29 protein-coding genes are annotated in these 26,579 nt (G+C 58.1%); 19 read left to right on the top strand and 10 right to left on the bottom strand.

The window, feature by feature from the left end:
- Positions 1-175 precede the first annotated feature (175 nt).
- Positions 176-601: a FosA/FosA2 family fosfomycin resistance glutathione transferase gene (gene fosA, locus BH714_RS17440; RefSeq protein WP_040019074.1), complete on the top strand. Its 426-nt coding sequence runs from the start codon at positions 176-178 to the stop codon at positions 599-601.
- On the opposite strand, the gene BH714_RS17445 is transcribed toward fosA, so the two are convergent.
- Positions 587-1,594, bottom strand: coding sequence for a LacI family DNA-binding transcriptional regulator (locus tag BH714_RS17445; RefSeq protein WP_040018529.1), 1,008 nt, complete (start codon positions 1,592-1,594; stop codon positions 587-589). The two genes, fosA and BH714_RS17445, sit on opposite strands and share 15 nt — an antisense overlap.
- A 185-nt stretch (positions 1,595-1,779) precedes the next feature.
- Between BH714_RS17445 and BH714_RS17450 the strand changes: the two genes are divergently transcribed.
- Both BH714_RS17450 and BH714_RS17455 read left to right on the top strand, forming a co-directional pair.
- The gene (locus tag BH714_RS17450) at positions 1,780-2,868 is read left to right on the top strand and encodes a cellulase family glycosylhydrolase (protein ID WP_032679554.1); all 1,089 of its coding nucleotides are present in this window, start codon (positions 1,780-1,782) and stop codon (positions 2,866-2,868) included.
- Between the two features lie 45 nt (positions 2,869-2,913).
- A complete protein-coding gene (locus BH714_RS17455; RefSeq protein WP_040018530.1) occupies positions 2,914-4,308 on the top strand; it encodes an MFS transporter in 1,395 nt (464 codons plus the stop codon).
- A 33-nt stretch (positions 4,309-4,341) separates the two neighbouring features.
- On the opposite strand, the gene BH714_RS17460 is transcribed toward BH714_RS17455, so the two are convergent.
- On the bottom strand, positions 4,342-4,728 hold the full coding sequence (locus BH714_RS17460) for a VOC family protein (protein ID WP_040018532.1): 387 nt from the start codon (positions 4,726-4,728) through the stop codon (positions 4,342-4,344).
- Positions 4,729-4,821: 93 nt separating this feature from the next.
- Between BH714_RS17460 and BH714_RS17465 the strand changes: the two genes are divergently transcribed.
- From BH714_RS17465 to BH714_RS17475, 3 genes are all read left to right on the top strand, one after another.
- Positions 4,822-5,592, top strand: a complete 771-nt coding sequence (locus tag BH714_RS17465) for a DeoR/GlpR family DNA-binding transcription regulator (RefSeq protein WP_040018533.1) — start codon at positions 4,822-4,824, stop codon at positions 5,590-5,592.
- Positions 5,593-5,655: 63 nt separating this feature from the next.
- Positions 5,656-6,258 carry an ATP-dependent Clp protease proteolytic subunit gene (locus BH714_RS17470; RefSeq protein ID WP_014168451.1) on the top strand — a complete coding sequence of 201 codons (603 nt, stop codon included), beginning with the start codon at positions 5,656-5,658 and terminating at the stop codon, positions 6,256-6,258.
- Between the two features lie 115 nt (positions 6,259-6,373).
- Entirely contained in the window at positions 6,374-7,495 is a 1,122-nt protein-coding gene (locus tag BH714_RS17475) for a ribosomal protein uL16 3-hydroxylase (RefSeq protein ID WP_040018535.1), read from the top strand.
- Between the two features lie 38 nt (positions 7,496-7,533).
- Here the strand turns inward: BH714_RS17475 and BH714_RS17480 are convergent, their stop codons facing one another.
- Positions 7,534-7,728 carry a DUF2767 family protein gene (locus BH714_RS17480; RefSeq protein WP_020885335.1) on the bottom strand — a complete coding sequence of 65 codons (195 nt, stop codon included), beginning with the start codon at positions 7,726-7,728 and terminating at the stop codon, positions 7,534-7,536.
- A 229-nt stretch (positions 7,729-7,957) separates the two neighbouring features.
- Between BH714_RS17480 and BH714_RS17485 the strand changes: the two genes are divergently transcribed.
- The 3 genes from BH714_RS17485 (at position 7,958) to foxA (ending at position 11,513) form a co-directional block, all read left to right on the top strand.
- Positions 7,958-8,191, top strand: a complete 234-nt coding sequence (locus BH714_RS17485) for a DUF2171 domain-containing protein (protein WP_020885334.1) — start codon at positions 7,958-7,960, stop codon at positions 8,189-8,191.
- 138 nt (positions 8,192-8,329) lie between these two features.
- Complete coding sequence (locus BH714_RS17490; protein ID WP_040018539.1) at positions 8,330-9,283, top strand: helix-turn-helix transcriptional regulator; 954 nt, start codon at positions 8,330-8,332, stop codon at positions 9,281-9,283.
- A 121-nt stretch (positions 9,284-9,404) separates the two neighbouring features.
- Positions 9,405-11,513: a ferrioxamine B receptor FoxA gene (gene foxA, locus BH714_RS17495; protein ID WP_140418746.1), complete on the top strand. Its 2,109-nt coding sequence runs from the start codon at positions 9,405-9,407 to the stop codon at positions 11,511-11,513.
- 66 nt (positions 11,514-11,579) lie between these two features.
- Here the strand turns inward: foxA and BH714_RS17500 are convergent, their stop codons facing one another.
- Positions 11,580-12,995 carry an aminotransferase-like domain-containing protein gene (locus tag BH714_RS17500; protein WP_014168456.1) on the bottom strand — a complete coding sequence of 472 codons (1,416 nt, stop codon included), beginning with the start codon at positions 12,993-12,995 and terminating at the stop codon, positions 11,580-11,582.
- A 176-nt stretch (positions 12,996-13,171) separates the two neighbouring features.
- Here BH714_RS17500 and BH714_RS17505 point away from each other — a divergent pair, with 176 nt between their 5' ends.
- A complete protein-coding gene (locus tag BH714_RS17505; RefSeq protein WP_014168457.1) occupies positions 13,172-13,333 on the top strand; it encodes a DUF1127 domain-containing protein in 162 nt (53 codons plus the stop codon).
- Between the two features lie 59 nt (positions 13,334-13,392).
- Here BH714_RS17505 and BH714_RS17510 read toward each other — a convergent pair whose 3' ends face one another.
- Entirely contained in the window at positions 13,393-13,647 is a 255-nt protein-coding gene (locus BH714_RS17510) for a DUF4282 domain-containing protein (RefSeq protein ID WP_020885330.1), read from the bottom strand.
- Positions 13,648-13,728: 81 nt separating this feature from the next.
- Entirely contained in the window at positions 13,729-15,117 is a 1,389-nt protein-coding gene (gene pdxR, locus BH714_RS17515; protein ID WP_014168459.1) for a MocR-like pyridoxine biosynthesis transcription factor PdxR, read from the bottom strand.
- Positions 15,118-15,219: 102 nt separating this feature from the next.
- On the opposite strand from pdxR, the gene BH714_RS17520 reads away from it, so the two are divergent.
- Complete coding sequence (locus BH714_RS17520) at positions 15,220-15,699, top strand: carboxymuconolactone decarboxylase family protein (protein ID WP_020885328.1); 480 nt, start codon at positions 15,220-15,222, stop codon at positions 15,697-15,699.
- On the opposite strand, the gene BH714_RS17525 is transcribed toward BH714_RS17520, so the two are convergent.
- Positions 15,686-16,588 (bottom strand): LysR family transcriptional regulator, encoded by a 903-nt coding sequence (locus tag BH714_RS17525; protein ID WP_020885327.1) that lies wholly within the window; start codon positions 16,586-16,588, stop codon positions 15,686-15,688. The genes BH714_RS17520 and BH714_RS17525 overlap by 14 nt on opposite strands.
- 100 nt (positions 16,589-16,688) lie before the next feature.
- Here BH714_RS17525 and BH714_RS17530 point away from each other — a divergent pair, with 100 nt between their 5' ends.
- The 7 genes from BH714_RS17530 to BH714_RS17560 all read left to right on the top strand — a co-directional run bounded on the left by BH714_RS17530 (position 16,689) and on the right by BH714_RS17560 (position 22,330).
- Positions 16,689-18,104 (top strand): aldehyde dehydrogenase family protein, encoded by a 1,416-nt coding sequence (locus tag BH714_RS17530; protein ID WP_040018543.1) that lies wholly within the window; start codon positions 16,689-16,691, stop codon positions 18,102-18,104.
- Between the two features lie 108 nt (positions 18,105-18,212).
- Complete coding sequence (locus tag BH714_RS17535; protein ID WP_032681731.1) at positions 18,213-18,536, top strand: antibiotic biosynthesis monooxygenase family protein; 324 nt, start codon at positions 18,213-18,215, stop codon at positions 18,534-18,536.
- The gene (locus tag BH714_RS17540; RefSeq protein ID WP_040018545.1) at positions 18,529-18,906 is read left to right on the top strand and encodes a hypothetical protein; all 378 of its coding nucleotides are present in this window, start codon (positions 18,529-18,531) and stop codon (positions 18,904-18,906) included. Before BH714_RS17535 ends, BH714_RS17540 begins: the two co-directional genes overlap by 8 nt.
- Positions 18,899-19,594, top strand: coding sequence for an ArsR/SmtB family transcription factor (locus BH714_RS17545; protein ID WP_040018547.1), 696 nt, complete (start codon positions 18,899-18,901; stop codon positions 19,592-19,594). The genes BH714_RS17540 and BH714_RS17545 overlap by 8 nt, the downstream gene beginning before the upstream one ends.
- A 135-nt stretch (positions 19,595-19,729) precedes the next feature.
- The gene (locus BH714_RS17550; protein ID WP_020885323.1) at positions 19,730-20,200 is read left to right on the top strand and encodes a MarR family winged helix-turn-helix transcriptional regulator; all 471 of its coding nucleotides are present in this window, start codon (positions 19,730-19,732) and stop codon (positions 20,198-20,200) included.
- On the top strand, positions 20,197-21,264 hold the full coding sequence (locus BH714_RS17555; RefSeq protein ID WP_086533213.1) for an HlyD family secretion protein: 1,068 nt from the start codon (positions 20,197-20,199) through the stop codon (positions 21,262-21,264). The genes BH714_RS17550 and BH714_RS17555 overlap by 4 nt, the downstream gene beginning before the upstream one ends.
- Entirely contained in the window at positions 21,254-22,330 is a 1,077-nt protein-coding gene (locus BH714_RS17560) for a DUF2955 domain-containing protein (protein ID WP_040018548.1), read from the top strand. Before BH714_RS17555 ends, BH714_RS17560 begins: the two co-directional genes overlap by 11 nt.
- Here the strand turns inward: BH714_RS17560 and BH714_RS17565 are convergent.
- From BH714_RS17565 to BH714_RS17575, 3 genes are read right to left on the bottom strand one after another with little or no spacing between them, the layout of a single operon-like run.
- Entirely contained in the window at positions 22,327-23,598 is a 1,272-nt protein-coding gene (locus BH714_RS17565; RefSeq protein WP_014168469.1) for a DUF445 domain-containing protein, read from the bottom strand. The genes BH714_RS17560 and BH714_RS17565 overlap by 4 nt on opposite strands.
- 3 nt (positions 23,599-23,601) lie before the next feature.
- Complete coding sequence (locus tag BH714_RS17570) at positions 23,602-24,255, bottom strand: LysE family translocator (RefSeq protein WP_040018549.1); 654 nt, start codon at positions 24,253-24,255, stop codon at positions 23,602-23,604.
- 39 nt (positions 24,256-24,294) lie between these two features.
- A complete protein-coding gene (locus tag BH714_RS17575) occupies positions 24,295-25,047 on the bottom strand; it encodes an AraC family transcriptional regulator (RefSeq protein ID WP_040018550.1) in 753 nt (250 codons plus the stop codon).
- 154 nt (positions 25,048-25,201) lie between these two features.
- Between BH714_RS17575 and BH714_RS17580 the strand changes: the two genes are divergently transcribed.
- Positions 25,202-26,572, top strand: a complete 1,371-nt coding sequence (locus tag BH714_RS17580) for an NAD-dependent succinate-semialdehyde dehydrogenase (RefSeq protein ID WP_040018551.1) — start codon at positions 25,202-25,204, stop codon at positions 26,570-26,572.
- Positions 26,573-26,579 lie beyond the last annotated feature (7 nt).

Raw genomic sequence — 26,579 nt, forward strand, 5'->3', positions numbered from 1 at the left:
CGAAAGGGGTCTTAGAAATGTGAAAGCCGCCTTTCGGCGGCTATCTGAAAATGGGGAAAACTACTCCGTGCCGCCTTTAAGAAGGCAGCCACCAGCGGTTTACGGTGAGCACGGCGTGGTTTATGTTCATAAAGTTACCGTACCACGTCTGGCGCAAAAAACAAAAGGGCACGTCATGCTGCAATCACTCAACCATCTGACCCTCGCGGTCAGCGACCTGCAAAAAAGCGTTACCTTCTGGCACGAGCTGCTGGGGCTGACGCTGCACGCCCGCTGGAATACCGGGGCCTATCTTACCTGCGGCGATCTGTGGGTCTGCCTGTCGTACGACGAGGCGTGCCAGTATGTGCCGCCGCAGGAGAGCGACTATACCCATTACGCGTTTACCGTTGCGACGGAAGATTTTGAACCGTTCTCGCACAAGCTGGAGCAGGCAGGCGTTACCGTCTGGAAGCAGAACAAAAGTGAGGGGGCATCGTTCTATTTTCTCGACCCGGACGGGCACAAGCTGGAGCTGCACGTGGGCAGCCTCGCCGCGCGGCTGGCGGCGTGCCGGGAGAAACCCTATGCCGGAATGGTGTTCACCTCAGACGAGGCTTGATGTCCGTACCTTCAGCCTGCCCGCCAGCGTCACATGGGTGGCGGCATCTTCCTGATTGCACAGGTACTCCACCGCCAGCCGTCCGAGTTCGCTGTAGGGGAGCTGGATACTGGTCAGCGGTGGGGTGAGTTGCTCGGAGATCTTCTGGTCGTCGTAGCCCGCCAGCAGCATATCCTGCGGGATGCGCACGCCGTTTACCGCCAGCGCCTGATAGCAGCCGATCGCCAGCCAGTCGCTGGCGCAGAAGATGGCGTCCGGGCGTTCGTCCAGCGCCAGCAGAGAGGTGGTGGCGGTAAAGGATTCGCTGAACTGCCAGTTGGTCTGGCGCACCAGACTCTCGTCACAGGCTAAACCGGCCTGCTGTAAGGCGGCCTGATAGCCGGCCAGCCGCTGGCGGGAGGCCTCCATCCAGCTCTCGCCGGTGATGTGGGCGACACGCGTTGCGCCGCAGGCGATCAGGTGTTTGGTCACCTGGAAGGCGTTGGCGTAGTCGTCCGGAATAAACGACGGCAGCAGCGGCGAACCGGGGTCGCGCTGATTGAGCAGCACCAGTGGAATGCGGGTGCAGTCCTGAAAAGCGGTCATGTCGACAAGCGTGGTAACGGGGGAGGCGAGGATGATCCCCACGCAGTTACGCTTCTCCAGCTGGCGGATAATGTTCAGCGCCAGCTCTACGTCATCACCGTAGTCGTACACCGTCAGCAGCGCTTCGTTGCGCCATGCGGCTTCCCGCGCCTGGCTGATGGCATCGATAAAGGGATCAAAGCTTTGCAGGGAACTGACCAGCAGGGCGATTTCCTCCTGGTTGCGCGGGGCGTGAATGGCAGGCAGGCGGTCATAACCGAGCTCGGTCGCCACGCCGATCACCCGCTGGCGGGTCTCGTCACTGAGCTTGATGTTACGGGACTGGTTGAGCACCAGCGATACCGTCGCCTGCGACACCCCCGCCGCCCGCGCAATATCGTTCATCGTGACTTTTGTTTTTCGCTTCATCCGTCCTCTCCCTCTCGCGACACCGCATCATACCCTAACTGTTCGCTTACGCGCCGTCGATCACGTTTCTTATTCGCGCCTGCATGAACTTTGTGAAGGCTGTCGCTTTTCGGAGCGTCATGAATTGCGCATTTATCCCGCAGCTAATATTTATTAGCTAAATATTATCAGTAAGAGGACGCGTAATGAAAGAGCAGTGGAGCAGGGAGCAGGCACAGGCGTGGTATCAGCAAAAAGGCTGGCTGTGTGGGTTTAACTATTTACCGTCGACGGCGGTGAACTGGACTGATATCTGGCAGGAAGAGACCTTCGATGCCGATACCATCGATCGCGAACTGGGCTGGGCGGCGGAGGCGGGCTACAACACCCTGCGCATCAACCTGCCGTTTATTGTCTGGGAACACGACCGCGACGGCCTGATGGCGCGCATCGACGCGTTTCTGGCGATGGCCGACAGCCACGGGTTCAGCACCATGCTGACCCTGATGGACGACTGCGGTTTCTCCGGCGATGAACCGTATCTGGGGCCGCAAAAGCCGCCGGTGCCGGGCAAGCACAACAGCCAGGCGGCAGCGAGCCCGGGGCGCGATAAAGTCTGCGATCCCGACTGCTGGCCGCAGATTGAGCGCTATATCCGCGACGTTATCCGCCAGTTCCGCGACGATGAGCGCGTACTGCTGTGGGATCTGTATAACGAGCCGGGCAACCGCGGCATTTTTGCGACCGGTACGCAGGAGGTGCAGTACGACGCGAAGCTGGAGACCTGCGCGCATGAGCTGATGAAGCTGGCGTTCCGGTGGGTGCGTGAAGAGGATCCCACTCAGCCGCTCACCGTCTGCGCGTGGCGTCTGCCGGCGGAAGAGGAGGGCGAGACGTTTTATCAGCATCCGCTGGATCAAACCGCGCTGGCACTATCCGACGTGGTGAGCTTCCACGCTTACACCAACACCGGACGTATGACCGCGATTATCCAGCAGCTGCAGGCGCTTGGGCGGCCAATCTTCTGCACCGAATGGCTGGCCCGCCACGTGGGCAGCACCCTCGAGGAGCAGCTCCCGCTGATGTACACGGCGAAGGTCGCGCCGTATCAGTGGGGGCTGGTGCGCGGTAAAACCCAGACGTGGCTGCCGTGGCCGGTGGTGATGAAGGAGTCTACGGACTATTGCCGCCTCTGGTTCCACGACGTCTTTGAGGAGAACGGTATCCCGTTCTCGCGCAGTGAAATGGCCTTAATGAAGAAGCTCCGTAAGATCGCCCCGAAAGCGCAGGGCTAATAATATCGACCCGGCGGCCTGCCGCCGGGCAACCAGGTACGCACTATGGCAATGACAATGAAAATACCGTCTCGCGAGTTGTGGTCTTATTTTGGTTATGGATTAGGTCAGTGTTTTAGCTTTGGTTTAGTGGGTTCGTTTATTAACTATTTTTACACCGACGTGCTCGGGATTTCGGCGCTGGCGGCGAGTACCATCTTCCTGATTGCCCGCGCGTGGGATGCGGTTCACGACCCGCTCTTTGCCAGCATAATGGACACCATTAACACCCGGTTCGGCAAGTTTCGCCACTTTTTGCTGATCGCCCCGTTACTCATTACCGGCGTCACGCTGCTGTCGTTCTATAAAATCGAAGCGGATATGACCACCAAAATTCTCTACGCCGGGGTGACGTACATTCTGTGGGGAACGCTGTACGCCATCTCTGATATCCCGTTCTGGTCGATGTCGTCGGTGATGACTAACGACTCCGGGCAGCGCACCCGCGCGGTGACGGCGGCCATGCTGGGGGTCAACGCCGGGATCGCCTGCGCCAACATTTTCTTCCCGAAACTGACGGCGTTCTTCGCCCAGTACAGCAACGACAAAGGCTATTTTATGGCGGCGCTGGTGATGATGCTGGTCGGCCTGCCGCTGATGCTCAACGGCTTTATGCAGATTAAGGAGCGTGTGCCGCCGAGTCCGGAAAAGGTGACGATACGTGACACCTTCCATAACCTGCGCCAGAACAAGCCGCTGTTTATCGTTCTGCTGTCGTTCTTCTTCTGCGTGTTCCATAACGTGGCTGGCGGCCTCTACATCTACTTCTTTATCAACAACATGGGTGACGGCAGCCTGCAGATGGCGATCGGCGTGATGGGGATTATGGCGGCGGTAGTGTGTCTCGTCGCCCCGATGCTGACGCGCAGGATGCAGAAGCGGAAGCTGTTTATGATCCTCTGCGGGCTGGATGTCGCGGTACGCGTGGTGATGTGGTTTGTGGGCTATCAGCAGACGGCGATGCTGTTTATCCTGCTTGGCCTGAGTACGCTGTTTGTGATGATGTCCAACATTCTCACCTCGTCGATGATTGCCGACACCATTGAGTATGCGGAGTACCACACCCACAAGCGCTGTGCGGCGATCACCTTCTCCGGACAGACCTTTACCGGCAAGATGTCGGTGGCGGTCGGCGGTGGGCTAATCGGCGTGTTTCTGACGATGATCGGCTATGTCCCGCAGGCGCAAACCCAGAGTGACGGCGTGCTGTCGGGGCTGTTCTTTGGTATCTGTCTGCTGCCCGCCATCGGCTCGCTGATCCGGCTTGGGTTTATGTCGCGCTTTACCTTTACCGAGGAGAAGCATGCGGAGATTTGCCGGTTGCTGGCGGAACGTCAGCACGAGAAAGCGCAGCAACGTGAGGGCGAGGAAAATCTGGCGCGCCCGGCCACGGTGAATTAAACATTAACGCCTGCATGGCAGGCGTTATGGCTTTTACTCTCCTGTGAGCTCAATCCGGTTGCCGTCCGGGTCCGCAATCACCGCCTCATAAAACCCATCCCCGGTCATGCGGGGGGCGCTGAGCAGGGTGCCGTTTGACTGTGCCTGCGCCGCCATACGGTCCACATCAGCCTGACTGCCGACGTGAATGGCGATATGCGCCCAGCCAATAAACTCCAGATGAGCCGGGGCGTCGGGCAGGTCCGGCACCGTCATCAGTTCAAGGGTTGGCCCGCCATCCAGGGTAATAAAATGTGACGCAAAGCCCGGGCGATTTTTGCTGAGGTAGCGTTCATTACGGCGTCCGCCAAAAACCGTTTCCCAGAACTGTACCTGTGCATCAAGGTGTCGGGTCCAGAGTGCAACATGGGCAATGTTCATTGTTATCCTCGCGGTGAGTGCTGATTGACAGAGCGCGCGCAGTGCAACATTATGCGCTTTGATGCTCGGTTTTGTTATTTTAAAGGACTTATAATGCTCGATTATGCTGCTTTCCCGGAGCAACGACAAGCGCTGATCCGTCAGATCCTTCAGGAGAGCGGAAGGGTGGTGTGCACCGAACTGGCGACACAAATGAAGGTCTCCGAGCACACCATTCGCCGTGATTTACATGAGCTTAGCAAAGAGGGCTTCTGTAAAAAGGTCTACGGTGGCGCGGTACTTCAGCTGCCGGATGCGGGAACATTTAGCCGCCGTGAGCAGGAAAACAGTGCACAAAAAGCCACAATCGCGCAGAAAGCGGCAACGCTGATCAAAGCAGGTGGCTGTATCTTTATGGATACGGGCACCACCAACCTGGCGCTGGCGAAAGCCCTTCCTGCCGAACTCGGCGTGACGGTGGTGACCAACTCCCCGGCCATCGCGACCGCGCTGCTGCAACATCCGCTGTGCGAGGTGATCATCACCGGCGGGCAGATCCAGCGGGCGTCCGGCGCGACGGTGGGTGCCACGGCTGCAAGCCAGCTTGAGGGGATTATCTTTGATCAGGCCTTTATCGGTGGCTGTGCGATGGATCCTGAGATGGGGCTGACCGGCTTTGATTTTGCCGACTGTGCGTTCAAAAAAGCGGTGATCGCCCAGAGCAACCAGACCATCGTGGCGTTGACTGCTGACAAGCTTCCCGGCGTGGCGCGCTTTGTCGTGGCAAAGAGCCGGGACATTGATGTGCTGGTGGTGGACGCGAATATTAAACAGGACGTTATCGACGCGTTTGCGGCGCAGGATGTTCGCATTGTGTGCGCCTGAGGACTTTGACCGGTAAAACAGGCTACACTCTGGTTTTGAGCGCTAAATGCTGAGGACATAACAATGCACTACACACTGAAAGAAGGCGATAAGGATAAAGCGGAAGGGTCAAACGGCGCGGGCGCGCTGCAGCAAAAACTGCTCGAGTCCCGCTCGATTGTTATCTCCGGTGAGATCAACCAGGAACTGGCGCAAAAAGTCATTACCCAACTGATCCTGCTGCAAAGCGTGAGCAACGATCCGATCAAGCTGTACATCAACAGCCAGGGTGGCCACGTGGAAGCGGGTGATACCATCCATGACTTCATCAAGTTCATCCGTCCGGACGTACACATCATCGGTACCGGCTGGGTGGCGAGCGCCGGGATCACCATCTTCCTGGCGGCGAAAAAAGAGCATCGCTACTCTCTGCCCAACACCCGCTTTATGATCCACCAGCCGCTGGGTGGCGTGCGTGGTCAGGCGACGGATATTGAGATTGAAGCGCGCGAGATCATCCGCATGCTGGATCGCGTGAACAAGCTGATTGCGGACGCCACCGGCCAGCCGCTGGAAAAAGTGAAAAAAGACACCGACCGCAACTTCTGGATGTCTCCGGCAGAAGCGCTGGACTACGGCATTGTGGGTAAACTGATTACGCATTATGACGATCTGAAGCTGGATTGATCCCTCAGGGCCGGACGTTTGCGCCGGCCTTCTCCTCTCGTTTGACCCATGACAAGTTCCCCCTGGACCGTCTCCCCTATAATCGCGCCTGTTTACCCTCTCACTGGTGCTACCCATGGCGTATCAACTGAACCTGAACTGGCCGGAATTTCTTGAAAAATACTGGCAGAAACAACCCGTAGTGCTGAAAAATGCCTTCCCTGATTTTGTCGACCCGATTACCCCGGACGAACTGGCAGGGCTGGCGATGGAGCCTGAAGTCGATAGCCGTCTGGTCAGCCATTCCAACGGTAAATGGCAGGCCAGCAATGGGCCGTTTGAGCACTTCGATGGCCTGGGCGAAACCGGCTGGTCGCTGCTGGCGCAGGCGGTGAACCACTGGCACATGCCTGCAGCGGAGCTGGTGCGCCCGTTCCGCGTCTTGCCAGACTGGCGTCTGGATGACCTGATGATCTCCTTCTCTGTCCCTGGCGGCGGCGTGGGCCCGCATATCGATCAGTACGATGTGTTTATCATTCAGGGGATGGGAAGCCGCCGCTGGCGCGTGGGTGACAAGCTGCCAATGCGCCAGTTCTGCCCGCATCCGGCACTGCTGCACGTTGATCCGTTTGAGCCGATCATCGACGAAGATCTGGCCCCGGGTGATATCCTCTACATTCCACCTGGCTTCCCGCACGACGGCTTTACCCACGAAACGGCGCTCAACTACTCCGTCGGTTTCCGTGGGCCGAACGGCCGCGATCTGATCAGCAGCTTTGCCGATTACGCGCTGGAAAACGATCTGGGCGGCGAGCACTACAGCGATCCGGATCTGACCTGCCGCGAACACCCTGGACGCGTGGAACAGTACGAGCTGGATCGTATTCGCCAGATGATGATCGACATGATCAGCAAGCCTGATGATTTCACGAAATGGTTCGGTAGCTTTGTCTCGACGCCGCGCCATGAGCTGGATATTGCCACCGCAGAACCGCCGTACACGGCAGAAGAAGTGCGTGATGCATTGCAGGGTGGCGAAACGCTGTCTCGCCTGAGCGGTCTGCGCGTGTTGAATATCAACGGCAGCGTCTTCATCAACAGCGAACTGCTGGAAACGGTAGATGCAAAGGCTGCGGACGTGCTGTGTCGCTACACGGAACTCGGCCAGGCTGAGCTGGGCGAGGCGCTGAACAATCCGGCGTTTATTGACGAACTGACCGGACTGATTAACCAGGGCTACTGGTTCTTCGACGAGTAACGGCTGGCGGCGTTTAGCCAGGCTAAACGCCGCCTCGTTCAGACCAGCATATTACAGGCTTTCCAGTAATTCAGGAGCCGCTCATCGTCGCGCTCCTTCTCTGCTTTTGTTTTCATCGCCTGCGCCAGATTTTCACGCGATAGCTCGTGGCCTTTTTGCACAATGTCTAAAACCGCTTCACCAAGAGCCAGTGAAATTTCTGTACGATTATTACGAATATTACGAATCGTCATTAATGCCTCCTCGTTGGTTGCGATAATGTAATTATGAAATAAAAAATAAACTGCGAGAATAATTCATCTTATTCTTATTTTTTCATTATGCTTCGCTATGCCTCGCGGTAGTCATAATATCCTGTTGTGTCAATGATGTTTCAAAATGCTAATAAGCGCCCGTAAGCCAAATTTATGCGCTACAGTTAATTCCGTGCAACGGCCAAATAACCAAAACGGGAGAATTATTATGGTAGATAAAAACGCAATTATGGATCACGCTCAGGTTGTCGCCAGCTGCGGAACACACGTCGGTGTTGTGGACCATCTGGATGGTGAGCGCATCAAGCTTGCGAAAAGCGATCCGGAATCCGGTGGGAAGCACCACTTTATACCGCTCGGTTGGGTGGACAAAGTGGATGATAATAAAGTTGTCCTGACCAAAAACCATAAAGAGGTTTTTGCTGAGTGGCAGCAAGCATAAATATATCTCTTTAACTGAAATATATTTCTTCGCTCCGGCTCAGACCGGAGCGTAATACGTTTTATGCCCAGTGATTGCTGCCACCACCAATGAATGGTACTGTTTCGTTTGTCCTTTCCCCGATGCAGGCACCGTCATATGCTCCAGCGTGAAAATAGATCAGCGAAACGCCTGTTTTTTGTTGAGGATTTTCAGATATTCGGTGAGCGCTACGGCATCGACTACCGGTTCCCGCAGTTAAAAGATGCGCAGGTCAACAACCGCGCCGTGCTGCAGGGGAATGTGGAAGAGATGACGCTTTCATCCGGCATTTCACTGACCCACTCCAACGTTCGCGTTTTACAACCTTACGAAACCACCTCTCGCCATAGCAGCCCACTCTATATGCTGGTGGTGCTGGAAGGGGGCGTCACGATCGCGCTTAATGGCGTTGAATATGTCGTACGATCCGGCATGGCCTTCAGCTCCCGCCTTAGTGAAGAGCAGATAATGTGCGCGCGTCACGATGCCGACAGCACGCTGAAAACGCTCTCGTTTGGTCTGTTCCCACACGATGCCAGGCGCGAGACCCTGCTTGAGTCACTGCTCCAGGAATGGCAAAGCCTGAATGCGCCCACCCTGGTCTGGCACGTTCCTGAGTTTGTCCTTGCGGGGATCCAGCATGCTCAGCAGCAGGGTCTAAGCGCGTTATCCCGTCAGCTGTTGCTGGAAGGGCTGATGTATCAGCTTCTGGGCCAGGGTTTGGCGCAGCGCCAGCAATCCTTCCCGTGCCGGCCTGAGCATGCGCGTCTTGAACGCGTGCGCAGCAGGCTGGAACAGTTTCCGGAGCAGGATCATACTCTTGCGCAGCTGGCCGCCCTCGCCGCCATGAGCCCGAGCAGCCTGCGCAGCAAGTTTCGTCAACGCTACGGCTGCACCCTTTTTGATTACCTGCGTGAATGTCGGCTCGCGCTGGCGCGTCGCTATCTGCTTGAAGGCTACAGCGTGCAGCAGGCGGCGTGGATGTGTGGCTATCAGCACGCCACCAATTTCGCTACCGCGTTTCGTCGCCATTACGGTATTGCACCGGGCGACATGTGCAAACGCCGCTAACCTACTTTCTCTCTTCGCGCGAACGCAACCCGTGCGCTTTAGCACCGCGCATACGTATCCTGGCGGCGCGCATAGCTGTTTGCCCTCTCAAAAAGGTAATAATTCTTATTAACAATAAGAAATACCTTTGGAGAGGGTTATGTTTGCTAAATCACGTCTGGCACTGCTGGTGGGATGGGTTACCGGTAGCGTCGCTTTTCCTTTACTGGCGCAGGATGCCCAAAAAACGGACACCGTTGTGGTCACGTCGCAGATGCAATCTGCTGCCACCAAGCTTGAAACGCCGGATATAGAGACTCCGCAGTCGGTCTCTATCGTTACCCGTGAGCAGTTTGAAGAGCAGGGCGCGACCAGCGTGCGCCAGGCGGTGAGTTACACGCCGGGGGTTTACAGCAACCAGATTGGCGCGTCAAACCGCTTCGACTACATGGTGCTGCGCGGTTTCTCCGACGGCAGTCTGGATAACGTCTACCTCGACGGCCTGAAGATGATGGGAGACACCAACTCTCACAGCTCGCTGGTGGTGGATCCCTGGTTCCTCGACAATATCGAGGTGGTGCGTGGCCCGGCCTCCGTGCTGTACGGCCGTTCATCGCCGGGCGGTATCGTGGCGCTGACCTCCCGCAAGCCGTCGTTCGATCCGGGTGGGGAGATTAAGCTATTTGCCGGGAACAATAACCAGCGCGGGGCGATGTTCGACGTCACCGGCCCGGTTGATGATAACGACCGCGTGGCGGTGCGCCTCAGCGGGATGACCCGCTATGCCGATTCCCAGTTTGATCCGCTGAAGGAAGCGCGCTACGCGCTGATGCCGAGCCTGACCTGGCGCATCACTGATAACACGCGTCTGGATCTGATGGCCTATCTGCACCGCGATCCGGAAGGGGGGAGCCACTCCGGCCTGCCTTATGACGGCACCGTGGTGCCGCATAGCGGTAAGAAAATCACCAACACCTTCTTTGAAGGTGAGGATGATTACGACAAGTACGATCGTCGGGAAAACATGGTGGGCTACAACATTGAGCATATGTTCGACAGCGGCTGGACGGTGCGCCAGAAGCTGCGCTATCTGCACACCAAAGTGGAGCTGAATCAGGTATATGCCGCGGGCTGGCTGAACGATACCGAGCTCAACCGCGGCTATTCCGGTTCTGACGAGAAGATGAATGCCATCACGCTGGATAACCAGGTCGACGGCAGTTTCGATACCGGAGCAGTTAACCACCGCGTGCTGATCGGCCTGGATTATCAGGACCGTACCAATAACGTGACCGGCTACTACGGCGGTTTCCCGCCCATCGACGCGTTCCACCCGGTTTACGGTGCGAAACCGGATTACATCACCCAGTACAGCAAGGAAAAACATAAGCTGCGCCAGACCGGGTACTACCTGCAGGATCAGATGTCCATTGACCGCTGGCGCCTGACGCTGGGCGGGCGTTATGACCAGGTAAGCGTGTCGAACGTTGATAACGTTAACCATACCCGCAGCGACCTGGATAAGAACAACGTCAGCAGCCGCGCGGCGTTGCTGTATCTGTTTGATAACGGTGTCGCGCCGTACGTCAGCTACTCCACGGCCTTTACGCCGACCAGTTTCGCCGATGAGCAGGGCAACATTCTGGACCCGATGAAAGGCAAGCAGTGGGAAGCGGGCGTGAAGTATGAACCCGAGGGGATGAACAGCCAGTTCAGCGCCTCGGTGTTCCGCATCAACCAGAAGAATATCGCCACCAAAGAGGAGCCGACCGATCCGTACCGTTCCATCGGTGAGATCGAGTCCGAGGGCGTTGAGCTGGAAGCGGTGGGTCAACTGACCGACAGCCTGCGCATGCAGGCGGCGTACACCTATACCGACATTCGCTACAAGAAGAGCAGCCCGGAAGAGGAGGGCAAGCGCGCCGTCTATGCGCCGCGGAATATGGCCAGTGCCTGGCTCAGCTACGACGTGAAAACGGGCCCGCTGGACGGCCTGACCGTCGGCTCCGGCGTTCGTTACGTCAACGGCATTACCAGCGATCGCCAGAACACCCATACGCTGCCGTCGTATACGCTGGTGGATATGGTGGTGGGGTATGACCTGTCGAAGGTGGGGCTCACGGGCATGAGCGCGCAGCTGAACGTCAATAATCTGACCGATAAACGCTATGTGGCGGCGTGTAACTCGCTCTCCTACTGCTATTTCGGCGCGGAACGCAGTATCGTTGGCAGCGTTTCATGGACGTTTTAAGTCAGTGACAGTGCCGGGCGGCGGTGACGCCTTGCCCGGCCTGGTGGAGGAGGGCATCAGGCCGCACTACTCCTCCATCGCAATCACAATTGCCTCACCCATCTTCTTCAGCGCCTCGCGATGCTTCTCCGTTGGCGGTAACGCAACGTTGATCCGCAGGCAGTTGCGGTACTTGCCGGACGCAGAGAACAGCGACCCGGCTGCCGCCTGGATCTTCAGCCGGCACAGCTGCTTGCTGACGCACACCATGTCGACATTTTCCGGTAACTCCACCCACAGCAAAAAACTGCCCTGCGGGCGCGTCACGCAGATCTCCGCCGGAAAGTACTGCCGCACCCAGCAGGTATAGGTTTCCATATTCTGCTGATAAATCTGGCGCATACGGCGAACGTGACGATGATAATGGCCGTCGCGAATAAACGCCGCCACCGCCATCTGCGTTCCCGGCACGTTAAAGCCGCCTGCGGCGTATTTCATGTGCATCACCCGGTCGTAATAGCGCCCCGGCACAATCCAGCCGACGCGCAGGCCCGGTGCCACGGTCTTGGTAAACGAGCTGCACAGGAGTACGCGGCCATCAATGTCCATGGAGTGAATGGTGCGCGGGCGCGGGTATTCCGCCGCCAGCTCGCCGTAAATATCATCCTCCACGATCACGATATCGTGCCGCTGGGCAAGAGCCAGCACCTGCTTCTTCCGCGCTTCCGGCATGATAAAACCCAGCGGGTTATTGCAGTTGGGCACCAGGATCACCGCTTTAATGGGCCACTGCTCCAGCGCCAGCTCTAACGCTTCAATGCTGATCCCGGTTTCGGGATCGGTGGGAATTTCGATGGCTTTGATGTTGAACCCGCGCAGCATCTGCATGGTGCCGTGAAACGACGGGGATTCCACGGCCACAATATCGCCCGGTTTGCATATCGAGAGCAGGGCAATCGACAGCGCGCCGTGGCAGCCATTGGTGATGACAATCTCATTCGCGGCCACGGTAGAGCCGCCGTCCAGCATCAGCCGTGCGATCTGCTCGCGCAGCTCGAGCCGACCGTCGAGCACGTCATAGCTCAGCATCTCGCCCGGGTTGTGCTGCGCGATGCGGCTCATTTCGCGCCACAGCGGTTTCAGGCTCGGTTGATTGACGTCCGGCGAGCCGCCGCCAAAGGAGATCATCTCTTTGTCGGCACGGGCATCCAGCAGCATCATCACTTCATCCCACTGGGTGACGTCTACCGGACGCTGCACCGGACGCGTCATTGCCGGTACGGGCGGCATGGCCTTACGTTGCGAGACAAAATAGCCGGAGCGTGGCTGAGGCGTGATCAGCTGCAGATTTTCGAGGATCTGGTAGGCCTGCTGTATGGTGCTGATGCTAACGCCATGCTCCTGGCTCAGCGCGCGCACCGACGGCAGACGTTCACCGCTGCGATACAGTCCTTGTTGAATGCGTTCCGCCAGAAGGTTGGCGAGATGTTGGTAGCGCGTCATGCTGTATCCTTTGTTTTCACCATACAGATTGTAAAACCAGTACAGATTGCCGCAAAAAACGGCATGCAGATACAGTTTTAGCGGATCTGTATGTTAAACAAAAGATGTTTTTGAATCTGTATTGTACGCCCTGAATTCCACGATGATAACGCTACTGGCACAGTGAGGAGAGCATCATGGAATTTTACGAGAACCGTTCAAAACGTCCGTTTATTGTTTTTGTCTGGATCGGCAAAACGCTACGCAACTGGTACCGTATTCACCGCACCCGTCGCATCCTGAGCAAGATGAGTGACGAGCAGCTCAAGGATGTCGGGTTGTCGCGCTATGATGTGTAAGCGGGCAGGGTCGGCGCTGGCCGGGTAAGGAGAAACCCCTACCCGGCGCAACGGAGAGATTATTCGACTGATTTCACCGCGGTGTTTTCAGCGATGCGGCGCAGATATTCGTTATTCTTAAACGCAACCATGATCAGTTCGAACGTCACGCGACAGCCGATCAGGCTGAAAATCATCCCGATAAATCCGGTGATCAGATGGTCGGTAAACATGGAATACACGCCGGCAATCAAAATCACCAGCATGACGATCCAGTAGAAGAAGACCAGCACGCGTGGCGTTAATAAGTAGTCAAATCCCAGAATGGCTTTCATTTTCTTTTCCTTAGAAATATAAAAAAGGCTCAAGATTGTATCTTTATCACGTTCTTTTATGGCGTGGATAGCTATCTGATTTCAGAGTAGTAATTCCAGCGTTTCTTGTTTTGGCCTTTCAAGTAGTGCCACCGCTTCCTGATACGTGCGCACGTTGTTATAGCCCATCACCAGTCCGTAACGCTTGCCGGAGCCGCGATACCACTCCGAGAGCGCGTTAACCTGCAGCTGCTGCGCTTGCCAGCAGTGCGCGATTTCCCGGTCACAACTCCCCTTCGAAAGGAATGCCACGATGTGCATCCCACCGTCGTTTTGCTCGGTGAAAAACAGGTCGCCATACACCTCCTGTAAAGCCTTAATCATCCACTCCCGCCGGGTCTGATACAGGGCCCGCATCTTCTTAAGATGTCGGAAAAAATGGCCTTCGTTGAGAAAGGCGGTGAGGATCTTTTGCGTCAGCACCGGCTGGCCGCTGGTGACGATGTCCGCGCAGTCGGTAAAGGCCCCGAGGGTGCTGGCGGGCATCACCACGTAGCCCATGCGCAGCGACGGCATAATGGTTTTGCTGAAGGTGCCCATAAAAATGACCCGGTCGTGCCGGTCGAGGCTTTTTAGCGACGGCAGCACCTTGCGGGTGTAGTGAAATTCCCCGTCGTAGTCATCCTCAATAATCCAGGCCTCGTTCTGACTCGCCCAGTCGAGAAGCTGTTGTTTACGCGGCAGAGAGAGGGTGACCGCCAGCGGGCTCTGGTGCGACGGGGTGACGATGGCGAAGCGGGCATCGCGATGGTGGCGCAGCAGGTATTCCGTATCGATCCCGGCGCGATCGACCGGCACGGTGTGCAGGCGCGGCACGATCCGCTTGAGCAACTGCTGGCCCATAAAGTAGCCCGGATCTTCAAACACCACCTTGTCGCTGCGGCTGGCCAGCGTATCGAGGATCAGGCGCAGGCTACCGCTGTAGCCGCTGGTGATCAGCACCTGCTCGGCAGTGCAGGCGAGCCCGCGTGAAATATTAAGGTAGCTGGCAATCGCCTGGCGCAGCGGATACCAGCCCAGCACGGGCGGATTCAGCATCTCTTCCTGGCGCATGGCGCGCGTCGCCTGGCCTGAAAGCAGCAGCCATTTTTTATAGGGAAAGCTGTCGAGGGAGGGAATGCCGGGGCGCAGAAAACCTGCCCGTTCGCGCTGGCCGATCAGCGAGGCTGGAAGCGTGCCGGTGGTCTGCTCCGCAGGGGCGTGCTGCGCGGGCAGTAACAGGTCCGGATTGACCCGCGTGCCGCGTGCCCCCTGGCTTACCAGATACCCTTCGCCCGTCAGGATGGCGTAAGCGGTTTCAACGGTTTTGCGCGCCACCTTCAGCTCTTCCGCCAGCACGCGAATGGCGGGGACTTTGTCGCCAGGCTTTAGCACGCCACGCGTGATGTTGTCGCGATAGCGGGTATAAATAGCGTGATAGCCCGGCTTCATGTCCTACCTCGTTTGACGGTTTTTGTATCTTTTTACTATGTCATTATCCGCGTAGATTGTCCTCATCGCATGACATATGCCGCACAAAAAAGAGGAAAGACAATGAGCACTCGCGTCAACCACCATAAGATCACACCTGCCCTCGCCAACGCGCTGTCCAACCTGAGCATGGAAGTGGCGAAAACCTCTCTCGACCCGGCGCTGAAGCACCTGATCGACATTCGTGTCTCACAGCTGAACGGCTGTACCTTCTGCCTGGATATGCACTCGAAAGAGGCCAAAATCGCCGGAGAACGCGAGCTGCGCCTGTACCATCTGGCGGCATGGCGCGAGTCCCCTCTGTTCAGCGCCCGTGAGAAAGCGGCGCTGGCCTTCGCCGAAGCGCTGACGCAAATTAGCGTGCATGGCGTGAGCGATGCGCTCTACCGCAGCGTGGCGGAGCACTTCTCGGACGTGGAGATTTCAGAGCTGAACTTTGCCATTGTGGCGATCAACGCCTGGAACCGTCTGGGGATCACGTCCCGCATGGAGCCGGGCTCGCTGGACGCGGCTTACGGGCTGAACAAAGCTAACCTCGAATAACCCCGCGCTCACGGATCATCGCCACCAGCGCCCGTAACCCTGGCGGGACGTGGCGATGCCCCGGATAGTACAAGCGCAGCCCGGCAAACGGCTGCGTCCAGTCGTTTAACACGCTCACCAGTTCCCCGCTTTCAAGCTCTTCCCGGATATACAGTTCCGGTAAAAACCCTATCCCTAATCCCGCCTTCACGGCCCGGATCGAGGCGAAGAGATCGGACGTGGCAAAGCGCGGCGGTACCGCCAGAGCGTACTGTTCCCCGTGACGCGCCAGCTCCCAGCGGTAGATCCCACCGTGCGCCATGCGCATACCGATCCCCTGATGTAAGAGCAGATCCTCCGGCGTGTGCGGCGTGCCGTGGCGGGCAAAGTAATCCGGCGTGGCGGTGACAAGCTGGCGGATCTCACCGGTCAGCGGCACGGCGATCATGTCCTGTGGCACGGATTCTTCAAGACGGATCCCGGCGTCGTAACCTTCCGCGACGATGTCGATCATTCGTGCTTCGCTTAGCGTCTCGACGCGCATTTTCGGGTAGCGGATCATAAAGTCGATCAGCAATTGATCCAGAAAGAGCGCACCGATATGGTTCGGTACGTTTAAGCGCAGGGTGCCGGCAGGTTCGCCGGTATCACTGTGGATCTCTTCGCTGGCCTGGCGTATCGCCTGCAGGGCCGGGCCAATACGCGCCACGTAGCGCTGCCCGGCGTCGGTAAGCGCCACGCTGCGGGTCGTGCGGTTAAACAGGCGCGTCTCCAGGCGGCTCTCCAGCCCGGCGATAGCGTTACTTACCGCCGTGGCGGACATGCCCAGCTCCTGTGCCGCACCGCGAAAACTGCCGCGCCGCACCACCGCCATGACCACTTCCAGCTCTGTCAGACCCGAACGATGCATAGATTATCCTGAAAATCGAAACAACCCTTGCAGCATAGCGTGGATTATCGCAACGGAGAAGCCGTGCCAGACTGTGTCCATACAGCCTGAGGAGGTTTATATGCACAACATCGAACAGATCTTTATCAACGGCGAATTTGTTACCCCGCACGGCACCGAACGTTTTGATTTATACAATCCGGCGACGGCGCGGGTGATTGGCCAGGTTCGCCTGGCCGATGAGGTAGACGCTGAGCATGCCATCGCGGCCGCGAAAGCGGCATTTCCGGCATGGTCGCAAACCCCCCGACAGGAACGCATTGCCGCGCTGAAACGCATGCATGCCGCCGTTGCCGCCCGTCATGACGCGCTGCTGGACGCGGTGATTGAAGAGTACGGCGCGCCAGCCTCGCGCTCGGCGTGGATGGCCCGCTACCCGGCAGATGTCATTGCCCAGGCCATCGAGGCGCTGGAAGCCTTTGAGTTTGTGACCACGGCGGGGGCGGCAACGGTGCAGATGACGCCGCTTGGTGTCGCCGGGCTTATTACCCCGTGGAACAGCGACGCGGGGTTTATCTGCGGCAAACTGGCGGCTGCGCTCGCGGCGGGCTGCACGGCGGTGATTAAACCGAGCGAGATGAGCGCGCTGCAAACCCGCATTGTCACCGAGGCGCTGCGCGATGCCGGGTTACCGCCGGGCGTGTTTAACATTGTCACCGGACGGGGCGATACGGTCGGTGAGACCCTCAGCCGCCATCCGGACGTGGCGAAAATTTCGTTTACCGGTTCGACCGTTACCGGCAAAGCGATACTGCGCAACGCGGCGGAGAGTGTTAAGCGGGTGACGCTGGAGTTAGGCGGTAAATCGCCGACGATCCTGCTCGATGATGTCGATTTGGCGCAGGCTATCCCGCTGGTGGTGCAGGCCGGGTTTATGAACAGCGGGCAGGCGTGCGTGGCCGGAACGCGCATTCTGGTACCGCAGTCGCGTAAGGCGGAAATCGAAACTGCTCTGGCGCAGGCCGTCGCGGCCGTGAAATCTGGCGATCCGCGGGATAACGCGACAGAAATTGGCCCGATGGTCAGTGAAAAACAGTGGCTGCGGGTGCAGGGCTATATCCGTAAAGGCCTCGACGAGGGGGCAAACCTGCTGGTGGGGGGGGAAGGGCGTCCAGAAGGCACGCAGGACGGCTGGTTTGTGCGCCCGACGCTGTTTGCTGACGTCACTAACCAGATGGCGATTGCCCGGGAAGAGATCTTCGGCCCGGTACTGTGTGTGCTCCCTTATCAGGACGAGGCCGAAGCCGTCGCCATTGCCAACGACACCGAGTATGGCCTGAGTGCGATGGTGCTGGGCAGGGATGTCGAACGTGCGCGTCGCGTGGCGCAGCAGATTGTCGCGGGCCGCGTGCTGGTGAACACGCTGGCCCATGAGCCTAAAGCGCCGTTTGGCGGGTTCAGGCACTCCGGCGTGGGGCGTGAGATGGGCGAGTGGGGGATCCGCGCGTTTATGGAGCCGAAGTCGATTCTGGGATAACCGTTTGTCGCCCTCCCGGGAAGCGGGCGACAATACTTCGCCCTTCACCGAAGCATCCGCATTTTCTTTCCTGCATGCTCTCCGCACCCTCACAACGGAGAGACAACCATGATTGCAGTCCTTTTCGAAGCCCAGGCCGCGCCTGCCCACCAGGCGCGTTACCTGCAGCTCGCAGCCGAACTCAAGCCCCTGCTGGCGGATATCGACGGGTTTATTGATATCGAGCGTTTTCAGAGCCTGACCACCGACGGCAAAATTCTCTCCCTCTCCTGGTGGCGGGATGAAGAAGCGGTCCGCCGCTGGAAGCAGAACGTCTTTCATCAGGCGGCGCAGAGGGAGGGGCGGGAGGCCATCTTTACCTACTACCGCATTCGGGTGGCGCAGGTGGTGCGGGAATACGCCTCAGAAACCGGAGGGCGTGCGGATGTATGACGTTCATGTGAATTTCGACGCTACGCCAGGGGAACTGGCGCGATTTGGCCAGCTGCTGGGGCGCAATGGTGTGGGGCTGGAGGGCGGCGGCGTGTTTGGTACCGAAGCCCATTTCCTGGTGGAAGAGGGCGAAAAAGCCCGTCGCGTGCTGCTTGAGGGCGGGTTTAACGTCCGATCAGTCCGTAAACCGCTGATCAGAAAACTGCAGCAGGCGCGTCCCGGTGAGCTGGGCGAGATTGCCGCGGCGTTAGCGGCTCACGGTGTGTCTGTACTGACCCAGTACAGCGACCATGCGAATCACCTCATTCTGCTGACGGATAATGATAAGCTGGCGGCAGAGATCACCAGACCATGGGCAGTCAATGCTTAAGACCCGTTTACCCCCTGACAACAGCGCGCTGCTGGAGCAGGCCATGGCGGCAGTGGCCGCCGCCATGGCGGATCCGTCGCGTGTGAAAATGCTCTGTGCGCTGATGGATGGCCGGGCGTGGACCGCCACCGAGCTGAGCGCGGCGGCGGATGTCGCCCCCTCCACCGCCAGCGGGCACCTGACCCGTCTGCTGGACGGAAAGCTGATTACCTGCCTGTCACAGGGGCGGCATCGCTATTACCGCCTGGCAGGACACGACGTGGCGGAACTGGTCGAGCAGATGATGGGGCTGTCGTGGAGCCGCATCACCCCGCCGGAAACCACCGCCCCGAAAGCCCTGCGTGAAGCCCGCACCTGTTACGACCATCTGGCAGGGACGGTGGCCGTTCAAATCTATGATTTTATGCAGGCGCAGGGCTGGCTGGAGACGGACGGGTCAGCCCTGACCGTGTATGGACGCGAACAGTTCCTGACGCTCGGTATTTCATTAAGCGCCAATCCGCGCCGTAAGGCCTGCTGTGCCTGTCTTGACTGGAGCGAGCGGCGGTTTCATCTGGGGGGCGAGGCGGGCGCGGCGCTCCTCGCGTACCTGGACAGCAATGGCTGGATCCAGCGGGTGGCGGGATATCGGGACGTGGTGGTCACCGCGTCGGGAAACGTTGCCATTAAAAAACGTTTTAGCCGCTAAATTCTCCGCGGTCTGATGCCCTTTCCCACCGGGAGAGGGCATTCGTTTTTCGCAATTCCTGCTCTTTTGTCTCTCGTTTCTTGATACTTACCCTGGTAACTATTATCTTGACCGCGTGTTACGAGAGGATATCCCATGCGTGAAGAAGAACTGTTTAGCCGCAGACCGATGGGGATGCGGATGGCCATGATCGTGCGTCAGTGGCGCGCCGTGATTGACGACGCCATTCTCGAGACCGGGTTAACCCAGTCGAGCTGGACGGTGATGATGCAGCTTCAACAGCTTGGGGATAACGTCTCGGTGAGTGAACTGGCGGAGGTGCAGGGTATTGAACTGCCGCCGCTGATGCGCACGCTGACACAGCTGGAAAAACAGGGTTACCTGTTACGCACCGTATCGCCTTATGACAAGCGTATCCGGCTACTCACGCTGACGTCGGAGGGGAACGCCGTACTCAGGACGCTCTCCCGAGTGATCGAGACATTTCAGGCGCGCGTATCGCAAAACATCGCGCCGGAACATCTCGATATTTTCAGCGCCACATTGAATCAAATCGCCTGCAATTTGCGGAAAATCCGCGAAGAAGATAACAAGACCGAAAAATAATGACTCCTGAACAAAAGTTTGCCCGCTGGGTAAGGGTAAGTATTGCCTCTTTCCTGCTGATGTTTGTCTACTTTGTCGTCGCGGACATCTGGATCCCGCTGACGCCGGACTCCACCGTCATGCGCGTGGTGACACCGGTTTCTCCGCGCGTCTCCGGCTACGTGGCGGCTGTCCATGTACACAACAACAGCCAGGTGAAGCGAGGCGACCTGCTGTTTGAGCTGGATGACACGCCGTTTCGCAATAAAGTGGAAGCAGCGCAAATCGCGCTGGAGCAGGCGCGTCTCTCTAACGAACAGCTGGATGCACAGATCGCGGCCGCACAGGCCAGCCTGAAAACCGCCGTGCTGACCGCGCGTAACGACAAGGTGACCTACGATCGTTATCAGAAACTCAGCACGCTGCAGAACGTGTCGCAGGCGGATCTGGATAAAGTCCGGACCACCTGGCAGAGCAGCGAGCAGTCCGTCAGTTCGCTGCAGGCGAACATCCGTAACCTGCGCATTCAGCGCGGTGAGCGGGAAGAACACCGCAACGTCACCCTGCAGAAATACCGCAATGCGCTGGATGAAGCGGAACTGAATCTTGGCTGGACGAAGGTTTACGCCCAGGCGGACGGCACGGTCAGTAACCTGCAGCTCAGCCCCGGCTATTACGCCTCCTCCGGCTCGGCCGCGCTGGCGCTGGTGAATAATCAGGCCGATATCGTGGCCGACTTCCGCGAGAAGAGCCTGCGCCATACCCATCAGGGAACCGATGCCGCCGTGGTGTTTGACGCCTTCCCGGGACACGTCTTCCGTGCGCATGTGACCAGCAGCGATGCGGGGATCCTCGCCGGACAGGAAGCAGTGAACGGCGAGCTGTCCGAGCCAGAAACCTCCAACCGGTGGGTTCGTGATGCCCAGCGTATGCGAATCCACGTGGCGCTGGACGAGGCGCTGCCGAAGCAACTTCCGACCGGTGCGCGTGCCACCGTTCAGCTCTATAACAGCGAAGGGCCGTTTGCGCGCTTCTTCTCCGGGATGCAGATCCACCTGGTGAGCCTGCTGCACTATGTCTATTAACACTCTGGCGCGGGTGTTTACCCCGCACGGCAACATCGTCTATACGGCAAACGACTTTCGCCAGACCCTGCGCATCGTCTTTGCCGGCATGATTGCGCTGAGCATTTCGAGTTTTTACAACACTCACTACGGCGTGTTTTTCGTGGTCTACCCCATCATGCTGCTGTCACTGGTACCGGTCTTTAACCGCCACGTGGCGAAGCAATTTATCTTTAGCGCCTCGCTTAACTGCGTTGAAATGGTCATTATCATCGGCTATCTGTCGCAATGGCCGGTGATCATGACGTTAGTCGTGTTCGCCCTGTACGTCATGCGTTTTCGCTTTATGAGTAAGGGACCGCTGTTTCTGTTTGGTTCGATGGGCGTGGTCTGCCAGAGCGTGATGCTCAACTTTATGAGCTATCCCACCACCGACTGGCATACGTTGCTGTTTTCCAATATCGAAGCGAGCGTTATGGCGGTGTGCCTGAGCGCGCTGATGAATTACCTGCTGCCGGATGTAGAGCCGCGCAAGCCGCCGCCGCTGATTGAAAAAGATGACGCCCGTGTGCGCCACGAGTCGCTGCTTTCCGGGACCGTTGCCACCCTGATTTTCGTCATCTTCCAGGTAAGCGACCTGAGCGACTCACTTTCCGCGCTGATGGCCGGGGTATTGATTCTGTTTCCCATGCATTATCGCGGCGCGGTGATGAGTTCCCTCTGGCGCGTGGTCGGCGTGGTGCTGGGCTGCCTCTACATTCTGGTCGTCCAGCTTATCCTTTACGATCACAGCAGCCATATGCTGCTGATGATGCCGCTTATCGGCCTTGGGCTGGCATTTGGCGCGCGGCTGCACGTGATGGAGAAGGTCGGCGCCGGGGTCGGGTTTTCCAGCATCACCACCATCGGCATTATGTTCGGGCAGAACATGCACCCGGACAGCGACCTGGTGTTCAGCGATCTCTATCGCATAACCTCGGTGACCTTTGCGCTGGTGGCGACCCTGACAATGGTCTTTCTGGTGCATTTGATCCTCAATCGCTTTGCCCCTACGCGCTATGTGATCGCGCCGCCTGAGGCGAATTAATGCGCGAGCACGGCAGGCAATTGCGAGAGTAAAAACAGGATCAGGCCAATGGTCCCGCCCACCAGCGTGCCGTTCACACGGATGAACTGCAGGTCTTTGCCGATGTTAAGCTCAATCTGGCGCGACATATCTTTGGCATCCCAGCTCTTGACCGTGTCGCTGATATGCCGCGTGAGGAACGCGGCAAAATCCGGTGCTACGCGGTGCGCCGCCTGCTCCAGATGCTCGTTCAGCGATGCCTGCAGGCTGGCATCGTTCGACAGCGTTTCACCAAACCACAGTCCGGCGTTGGCGATGCGCTGCCTGACGCGCGAGTCCTCGCTTTGCATATCCGCTTTCAGCCACTGACGCAGGTCGGCCCACATCTCGCCCAGATAACGGTTAAACGCCTCGTCGTTCTTCAGGTAGTGCTTGATGTTATCGGCTTTGGCGGCCATTTCCGGATCGTTTTTCAGGTTGTCGATAAACTTCAGGGTGGCGCGGTCAAACGCCTGGCGGATCTGGTGCGTGCGGTCGTGGCTGATATCATCCAGCAGCGTATTCACCGCATTCGACACCATCTCCGCACTCTGATCGCCGAGCCACTCGGTAGGCAGCACCATGGCCTTGCGCGGATGCTCGGTCTTCAGCCAGTGCACAATCTGGTCGGCGATAAAGTCCCGCGTGCTGTCACGCTGGATAAGCGCGATCAGGCGGTTGATGATGGCGTCCAGCAGCACCTGATGGCGATTGTTCCGGGTCATGCTCTCCAGCATCACCGCGCTGGTTTCGGTGAAGTCGACCTTGTCGATGGCCTTGTGCACCGCCCGTTTGAGCAGCCGCTGAATGCGTCCGTCGTCGGTCAGTTCAAGAAAACCGCTCATTACCTGAATCAGATGCAGCCCGACGCGCCGGGCGTTGTCGGGCTGGCTAAACCAGGTGCCAATCATCTGTGCCGGTTCATAGCGGCGGATCAATGCCACCAGCGACTGGGTATCGAGAAACTTTTCCTGCACGAACTGACCCAGATTGTCGCCAATGCGGTCTTTGTTGCGCGGAATGATCGCCGTATGGCGTGAGATAAACGGAATGGGCACCCGGCGAAACAGCGCGACGACGGCAAACCAGTCCGCCAGTGCGCCGACCATCGCCGCCTCGGCAATGGCCTTTACGCCGCGCACCCAGAAGGTTTGCGGCAGGAACAGGGTGGTGATAAACGCCGCGGCGGCAATCAGCAGCAGCGACAGCGCCAGCAGCTTGGCGCGTTTAAGTTCAGCTATTTTTTCCATGGCTTAAGAATAGAGGGAGGCGGGAAGAAAATGCAAAAAACGCCACACGACCCACCCACCAAACGCCATCAGCACCACGCCAGCGGTTCGCTCAATCAGCCAGAGTGCACGGCTGAGCGTCCGCTGAACCACGGGCAAGCCCATCAGCGACACCAGTGCTAAATCCCAGACCAGCACCATCATTACCATCCAGACACCGCAGGTTGACTGCTGAAGCAGCGTGACATCCGGCCCTAACAGCGCCGTCATGAGCGCCAGATAAAAAAGCGCATTCTTCGGGTTTAACAGTGCCGAACCGAGCCCCAGCAGGATTTGCTTACGCAATGAGGGGCACCGCTGATGAGTCTCATTGAGCGCAAGCGTCTGCGGGCGGCTGCGCGCCAGCCGCGATCCAATCCAGAGCAGGTAGAGCGCGCCGGATAATTCGATAAGGGTGAACAGCCACGAAAACGTGCGCAGGGCACTCCAGCCGATAATCACCAGCACAATATAGAGCGCGTTACCCGCGGCGATACCGAGGCACAACCCGGCACTGCCGCGCAGCCGGTAACGCGCGGCGTAACCGACCAGCAAAAAGAAATCCGGACCGGGGCTTAACAGGGCTACAAAATGCGCCAGCGCCAGGGCGAGAAAAGCGGAAGGGAAGAACAGTTCCATCGTGACCTCCAGAGCAAAAACGGAGATCACCTTACGGCGTTACGTATCCTGATTATTGTCTGATATTGATCGGCCCGTCGCGTACTGGCGAGGCGTGGCGGCCGTGTAGCTGACGAAGGTTTTATGGAAATGGCTCTGGTCGGCAAACCCGCTCTGGTAACCGACATCGGCGAGATCATCCCCCGCACGCAGTCGCGCTTTGGCGTATTCCACGCGAGAGATGCTGAGAAAGCGTCCTGGCGTCAGGCCGGTGTCCTGTTTAAAGGTGCGGATTAATGTCTCTTTGCGCAGTGAAAATCGCCGGGCAAGGTCGTCAAGGGAAGGCGGAGCGGTGAGGTTCGACAGAAACGCCTCTTGCACCTGCTGACTCAATGAATGGGGCTTATCTGTACGGCCTGTAGAGGGGGGAAGGGCGCAAAGCAGTGCGTTCAGGGAGGCCGCGGTCATGTTCTCAACCACGTCAAGATAATGATTAAATAGCGCTTGATCGCGAATGACCTGCAGTGCCAGCGAAAGGTCAGTGTCGATATACAGCATATGGTAGCTGCGTGGTTGCCCCGCCACCGGGTTGCAGCTGTGGGGAGCATGCGCCGGGATGACGATGATGTCGCCAGGGGTCAGGATATACTCCCTGTCATGGATTGTGCAGCACGTCTGGCCTTCCAGGATCGCGCCAATAGAGAGCTGTGGGTGACAATGACGTTTATACGCCTGGGTGCTCTGCCACGTGCTGCGCAGCTCGTGGCCGCAGGCGCGATGAAAGGTCTGGCGGATGTGTCGGGTCTCGGTCATGGGGGACTCCTGTCAGGAACGTTTTTTATACCATGCCCGCGCGACATGTTGCAGTACCACGCTAAGAACCTTCCGGATATACCCAACTTTACGTCCATCGCCAGTCATATTGTCTACCCTTAATACCCTAAGCGGTAAAACAAGGAGATTCGACATGGCTTACCAGACAGTAAATCCTGCCACAAACCAGCTCATCAAAGAATATCCCTCCCATACCGACGCGGATGTTGAAGCGGCGCTGAAGGCGGCCGATGCGCTTTACCATTCGGACTGGGCAAAAGGCGACATTAACCAGCGCCTGCCGGTACTGCGTAAACTTGCGGACCTCATCGACGAACGTACGGAGGATCTGGCCAAAATTGCCAGCAAGGAGATGGGTAAGCTCATTGAGCAGAGCCGCGGTGAAGTGAAACTGTGCGCGCAAATCGCCCGCTACTACGCGGATAATGCCCAACGGTTCCTCGCCCCGGTGAAGTACGACTCCGAACTCGGGGAAGCGTGGGTCGAGCACCACCCTATTGGCGTGCTGATGGCCGTTGAGCCGTGGAACTTCCCTTATTACCAGCTGATGCGTGTCCTCGCCCCGAACCTGGCGGCCGGTAACCCGGTGATCGCCAAACACGCCAGCATCGTGCCGCACTGTGCAGAGACGTTTGCGCATCTGGTGCGTGAGGCCGGTGCACCGGAAGGGGCATGGACCAACCTGTTTATTTCGTCGGATCAGGTGGCGAACATCATCGCCGACGATCGTGTACAGGGTGCCGCGCTGACCGGTTCCGAAAAAGCGGGTAGCGTGGTCGCGGCGCAGGCGGCGAAGCACATCAAAAAATCGACCCTGGAGCTGGGCGGTAACGACGTCTTTGTGGTGCTGGATGATGCCGATCTGGAGAAGGCCGTGAAGACGGGCGTGAATGCCCGACTCAATAACGCCGGCCAGGTCTGTACGGCGGCGAAGCGTTTCATCGTGCATGAGAAGATTGCGGATGCCTTCCTCGCGAAATTCACCGAGGCGTTTAAGCAGGTGAAGATTGGCGATCCGCTGGACGAGAGCACCACCCTGGGGCCGTTGTCCTCTCAGGATGCGCTGGACACGTTGACCAGACAGGTCAACGAGGCGGTGAAAAACGGCGCGACGCTGCATTACGGTGGCAAACCGGTGCAGCGTGACGGGTGCTTCTTTGAGCCGACGATCCTGACGCATATCTCGCGCGACAACTCGGCCTACTTTGAGGAATTCTTCGGCCCGGTGGCGCAGATCTATGTGGTGAAAAATGATGACGAAGCGGTCGCACTGGCGAACGATTCCCACTATGGTCTGGGCGGCGCGGTGTTCAGCAAGGATATCGAGCGGGCGAAGAAAATGGCGTCGCGTATTGAGACCGGCATGGTGTATATCAACTGGCTCACCGATACCGCGCCAGAGCTGCCGTTTGGCGGCGTGAAGCGATCCGGTTACGGACGCGAACTGTCGGACCTGGGGATCAAAGAGTTTGTGAACCAGAAGCTGGTGGTGGTGCGTAAGTAACTCCGCG

The sequence above is a fragment of the Enterobacter ludwigii genome (assembly GCF_001750725.1).
Classification (GTDB): Bacteria; Pseudomonadota; Gammaproteobacteria; order Enterobacterales; family Enterobacteriaceae; genus Enterobacter; species Enterobacter ludwigii.

Coding starts and splice junctions, on each gene's coding strand:
- fosA (WP_040019074.1), top strand. CDS start 176: ATGCTGCAATCACTCAACCATCTGACCCTCGCGGTCAGCGACCTGCAA.
- BH714_RS17445 (WP_040018529.1), bottom strand. CDS start 1,594: ATGAAGCGAAAAACAAAAGTCACGATGAACGATATTGCGCGGGCGGCG.
- BH714_RS17450 (WP_032679554.1), top strand. CDS start 1,780: ATGAAAGAGCAGTGGAGCAGGGAGCAGGCACAGGCGTGGTATCAGCAA.
- BH714_RS17455 (WP_040018530.1), top strand. CDS start 2,914: ATGGCAATGACAATGAAAATACCGTCTCGCGAGTTGTGGTCTTATTTT.
- BH714_RS17460 (WP_040018532.1), bottom strand. CDS start 4,728: ATGAACATTGCCCATGTTGCACTCTGGACCCGACACCTTGATGCACAG.
- BH714_RS17465 (WP_040018533.1), top strand. CDS start 4,822: ATGCTCGATTATGCTGCTTTCCCGGAGCAACGACAAGCGCTGATCCGT.
- BH714_RS17470 (WP_014168451.1), top strand. CDS start 5,656: ATGCACTACACACTGAAAGAAGGCGATAAGGATAAAGCGGAAGGGTCA.
- BH714_RS17475 (WP_040018535.1), top strand. CDS start 6,374: ATGGCGTATCAACTGAACCTGAACTGGCCGGAATTTCTTGAAAAATAC.
- BH714_RS17480 (WP_020885335.1), bottom strand. CDS start 7,728: ATGACGATTCGTAATATTCGTAATAATCGTACAGAAATTTCACTGGCT.
- BH714_RS17485 (WP_020885334.1), top strand. CDS start 7,958: ATGGTAGATAAAAACGCAATTATGGATCACGCTCAGGTTGTCGCCAGC.
- BH714_RS17490 (WP_040018539.1), top strand. CDS start 8,330: ATGCTCCAGCGTGAAAATAGATCAGCGAAACGCCTGTTTTTTGTTGAG.
- BH714_RS17500 (WP_014168456.1), bottom strand. CDS start 12,995: ATGACGCGCTACCAACATCTCGCCAACCTTCTGGCGGAACGCATTCAA.
- BH714_RS17505 (WP_014168457.1), top strand. CDS start 13,172: ATGGAATTTTACGAGAACCGTTCAAAACGTCCGTTTATTGTTTTTGTC.
- BH714_RS17510 (WP_020885330.1), bottom strand. CDS start 13,647: ATGAAAGCCATTCTGGGATTTGACTACTTATTAACGCCACGCGTGCTG.
- pdxR (WP_014168459.1), bottom strand. CDS start 15,117: ATGAAGCCGGGCTATCACGCTATTTATACCCGCTATCGCGACAACATC.
- BH714_RS17520 (WP_020885328.1), top strand. CDS start 15,220: ATGAGCACTCGCGTCAACCACCATAAGATCACACCTGCCCTCGCCAAC.
- BH714_RS17525 (WP_020885327.1), bottom strand. CDS start 16,588: ATGCATCGTTCGGGTCTGACAGAGCTGGAAGTGGTCATGGCGGTGGTG.
- BH714_RS17530 (WP_040018543.1), top strand. CDS start 16,689: ATGCACAACATCGAACAGATCTTTATCAACGGCGAATTTGTTACCCCG.
- BH714_RS17535 (WP_032681731.1), top strand. CDS start 18,213: ATGATTGCAGTCCTTTTCGAAGCCCAGGCCGCGCCTGCCCACCAGGCG.
- BH714_RS17540 (WP_040018545.1), top strand. CDS start 18,529: ATGTATGACGTTCATGTGAATTTCGACGCTACGCCAGGGGAACTGGCG.
- BH714_RS17545 (WP_040018547.1), top strand. CDS start 18,899: ATGCTTAAGACCCGTTTACCCCCTGACAACAGCGCGCTGCTGGAGCAG.
- BH714_RS17550 (WP_020885323.1), top strand. CDS start 19,730: ATGCGTGAAGAAGAACTGTTTAGCCGCAGACCGATGGGGATGCGGATG.
- BH714_RS17560 (WP_040018548.1), top strand. CDS start 21,254: ATGTCTATTAACACTCTGGCGCGGGTGTTTACCCCGCACGGCAACATC.
- BH714_RS17565 (WP_014168469.1), bottom strand. CDS start 23,598: ATGGAAAAAATAGCTGAACTTAAACGCGCCAAGCTGCTGGCGCTGTCG.
- BH714_RS17570 (WP_040018549.1), bottom strand. CDS start 24,255: ATGGAACTGTTCTTCCCTTCCGCTTTTCTCGCCCTGGCGCTGGCGCAT.
- BH714_RS17575 (WP_040018550.1), bottom strand. CDS start 25,047: ATGACCGAGACCCGACACATCCGCCAGACCTTTCATCGCGCCTGCGGC.
- BH714_RS17580 (WP_040018551.1), top strand. CDS start 25,202: ATGGCTTACCAGACAGTAAATCCTGCCACAAACCAGCTCATCAAAGAA.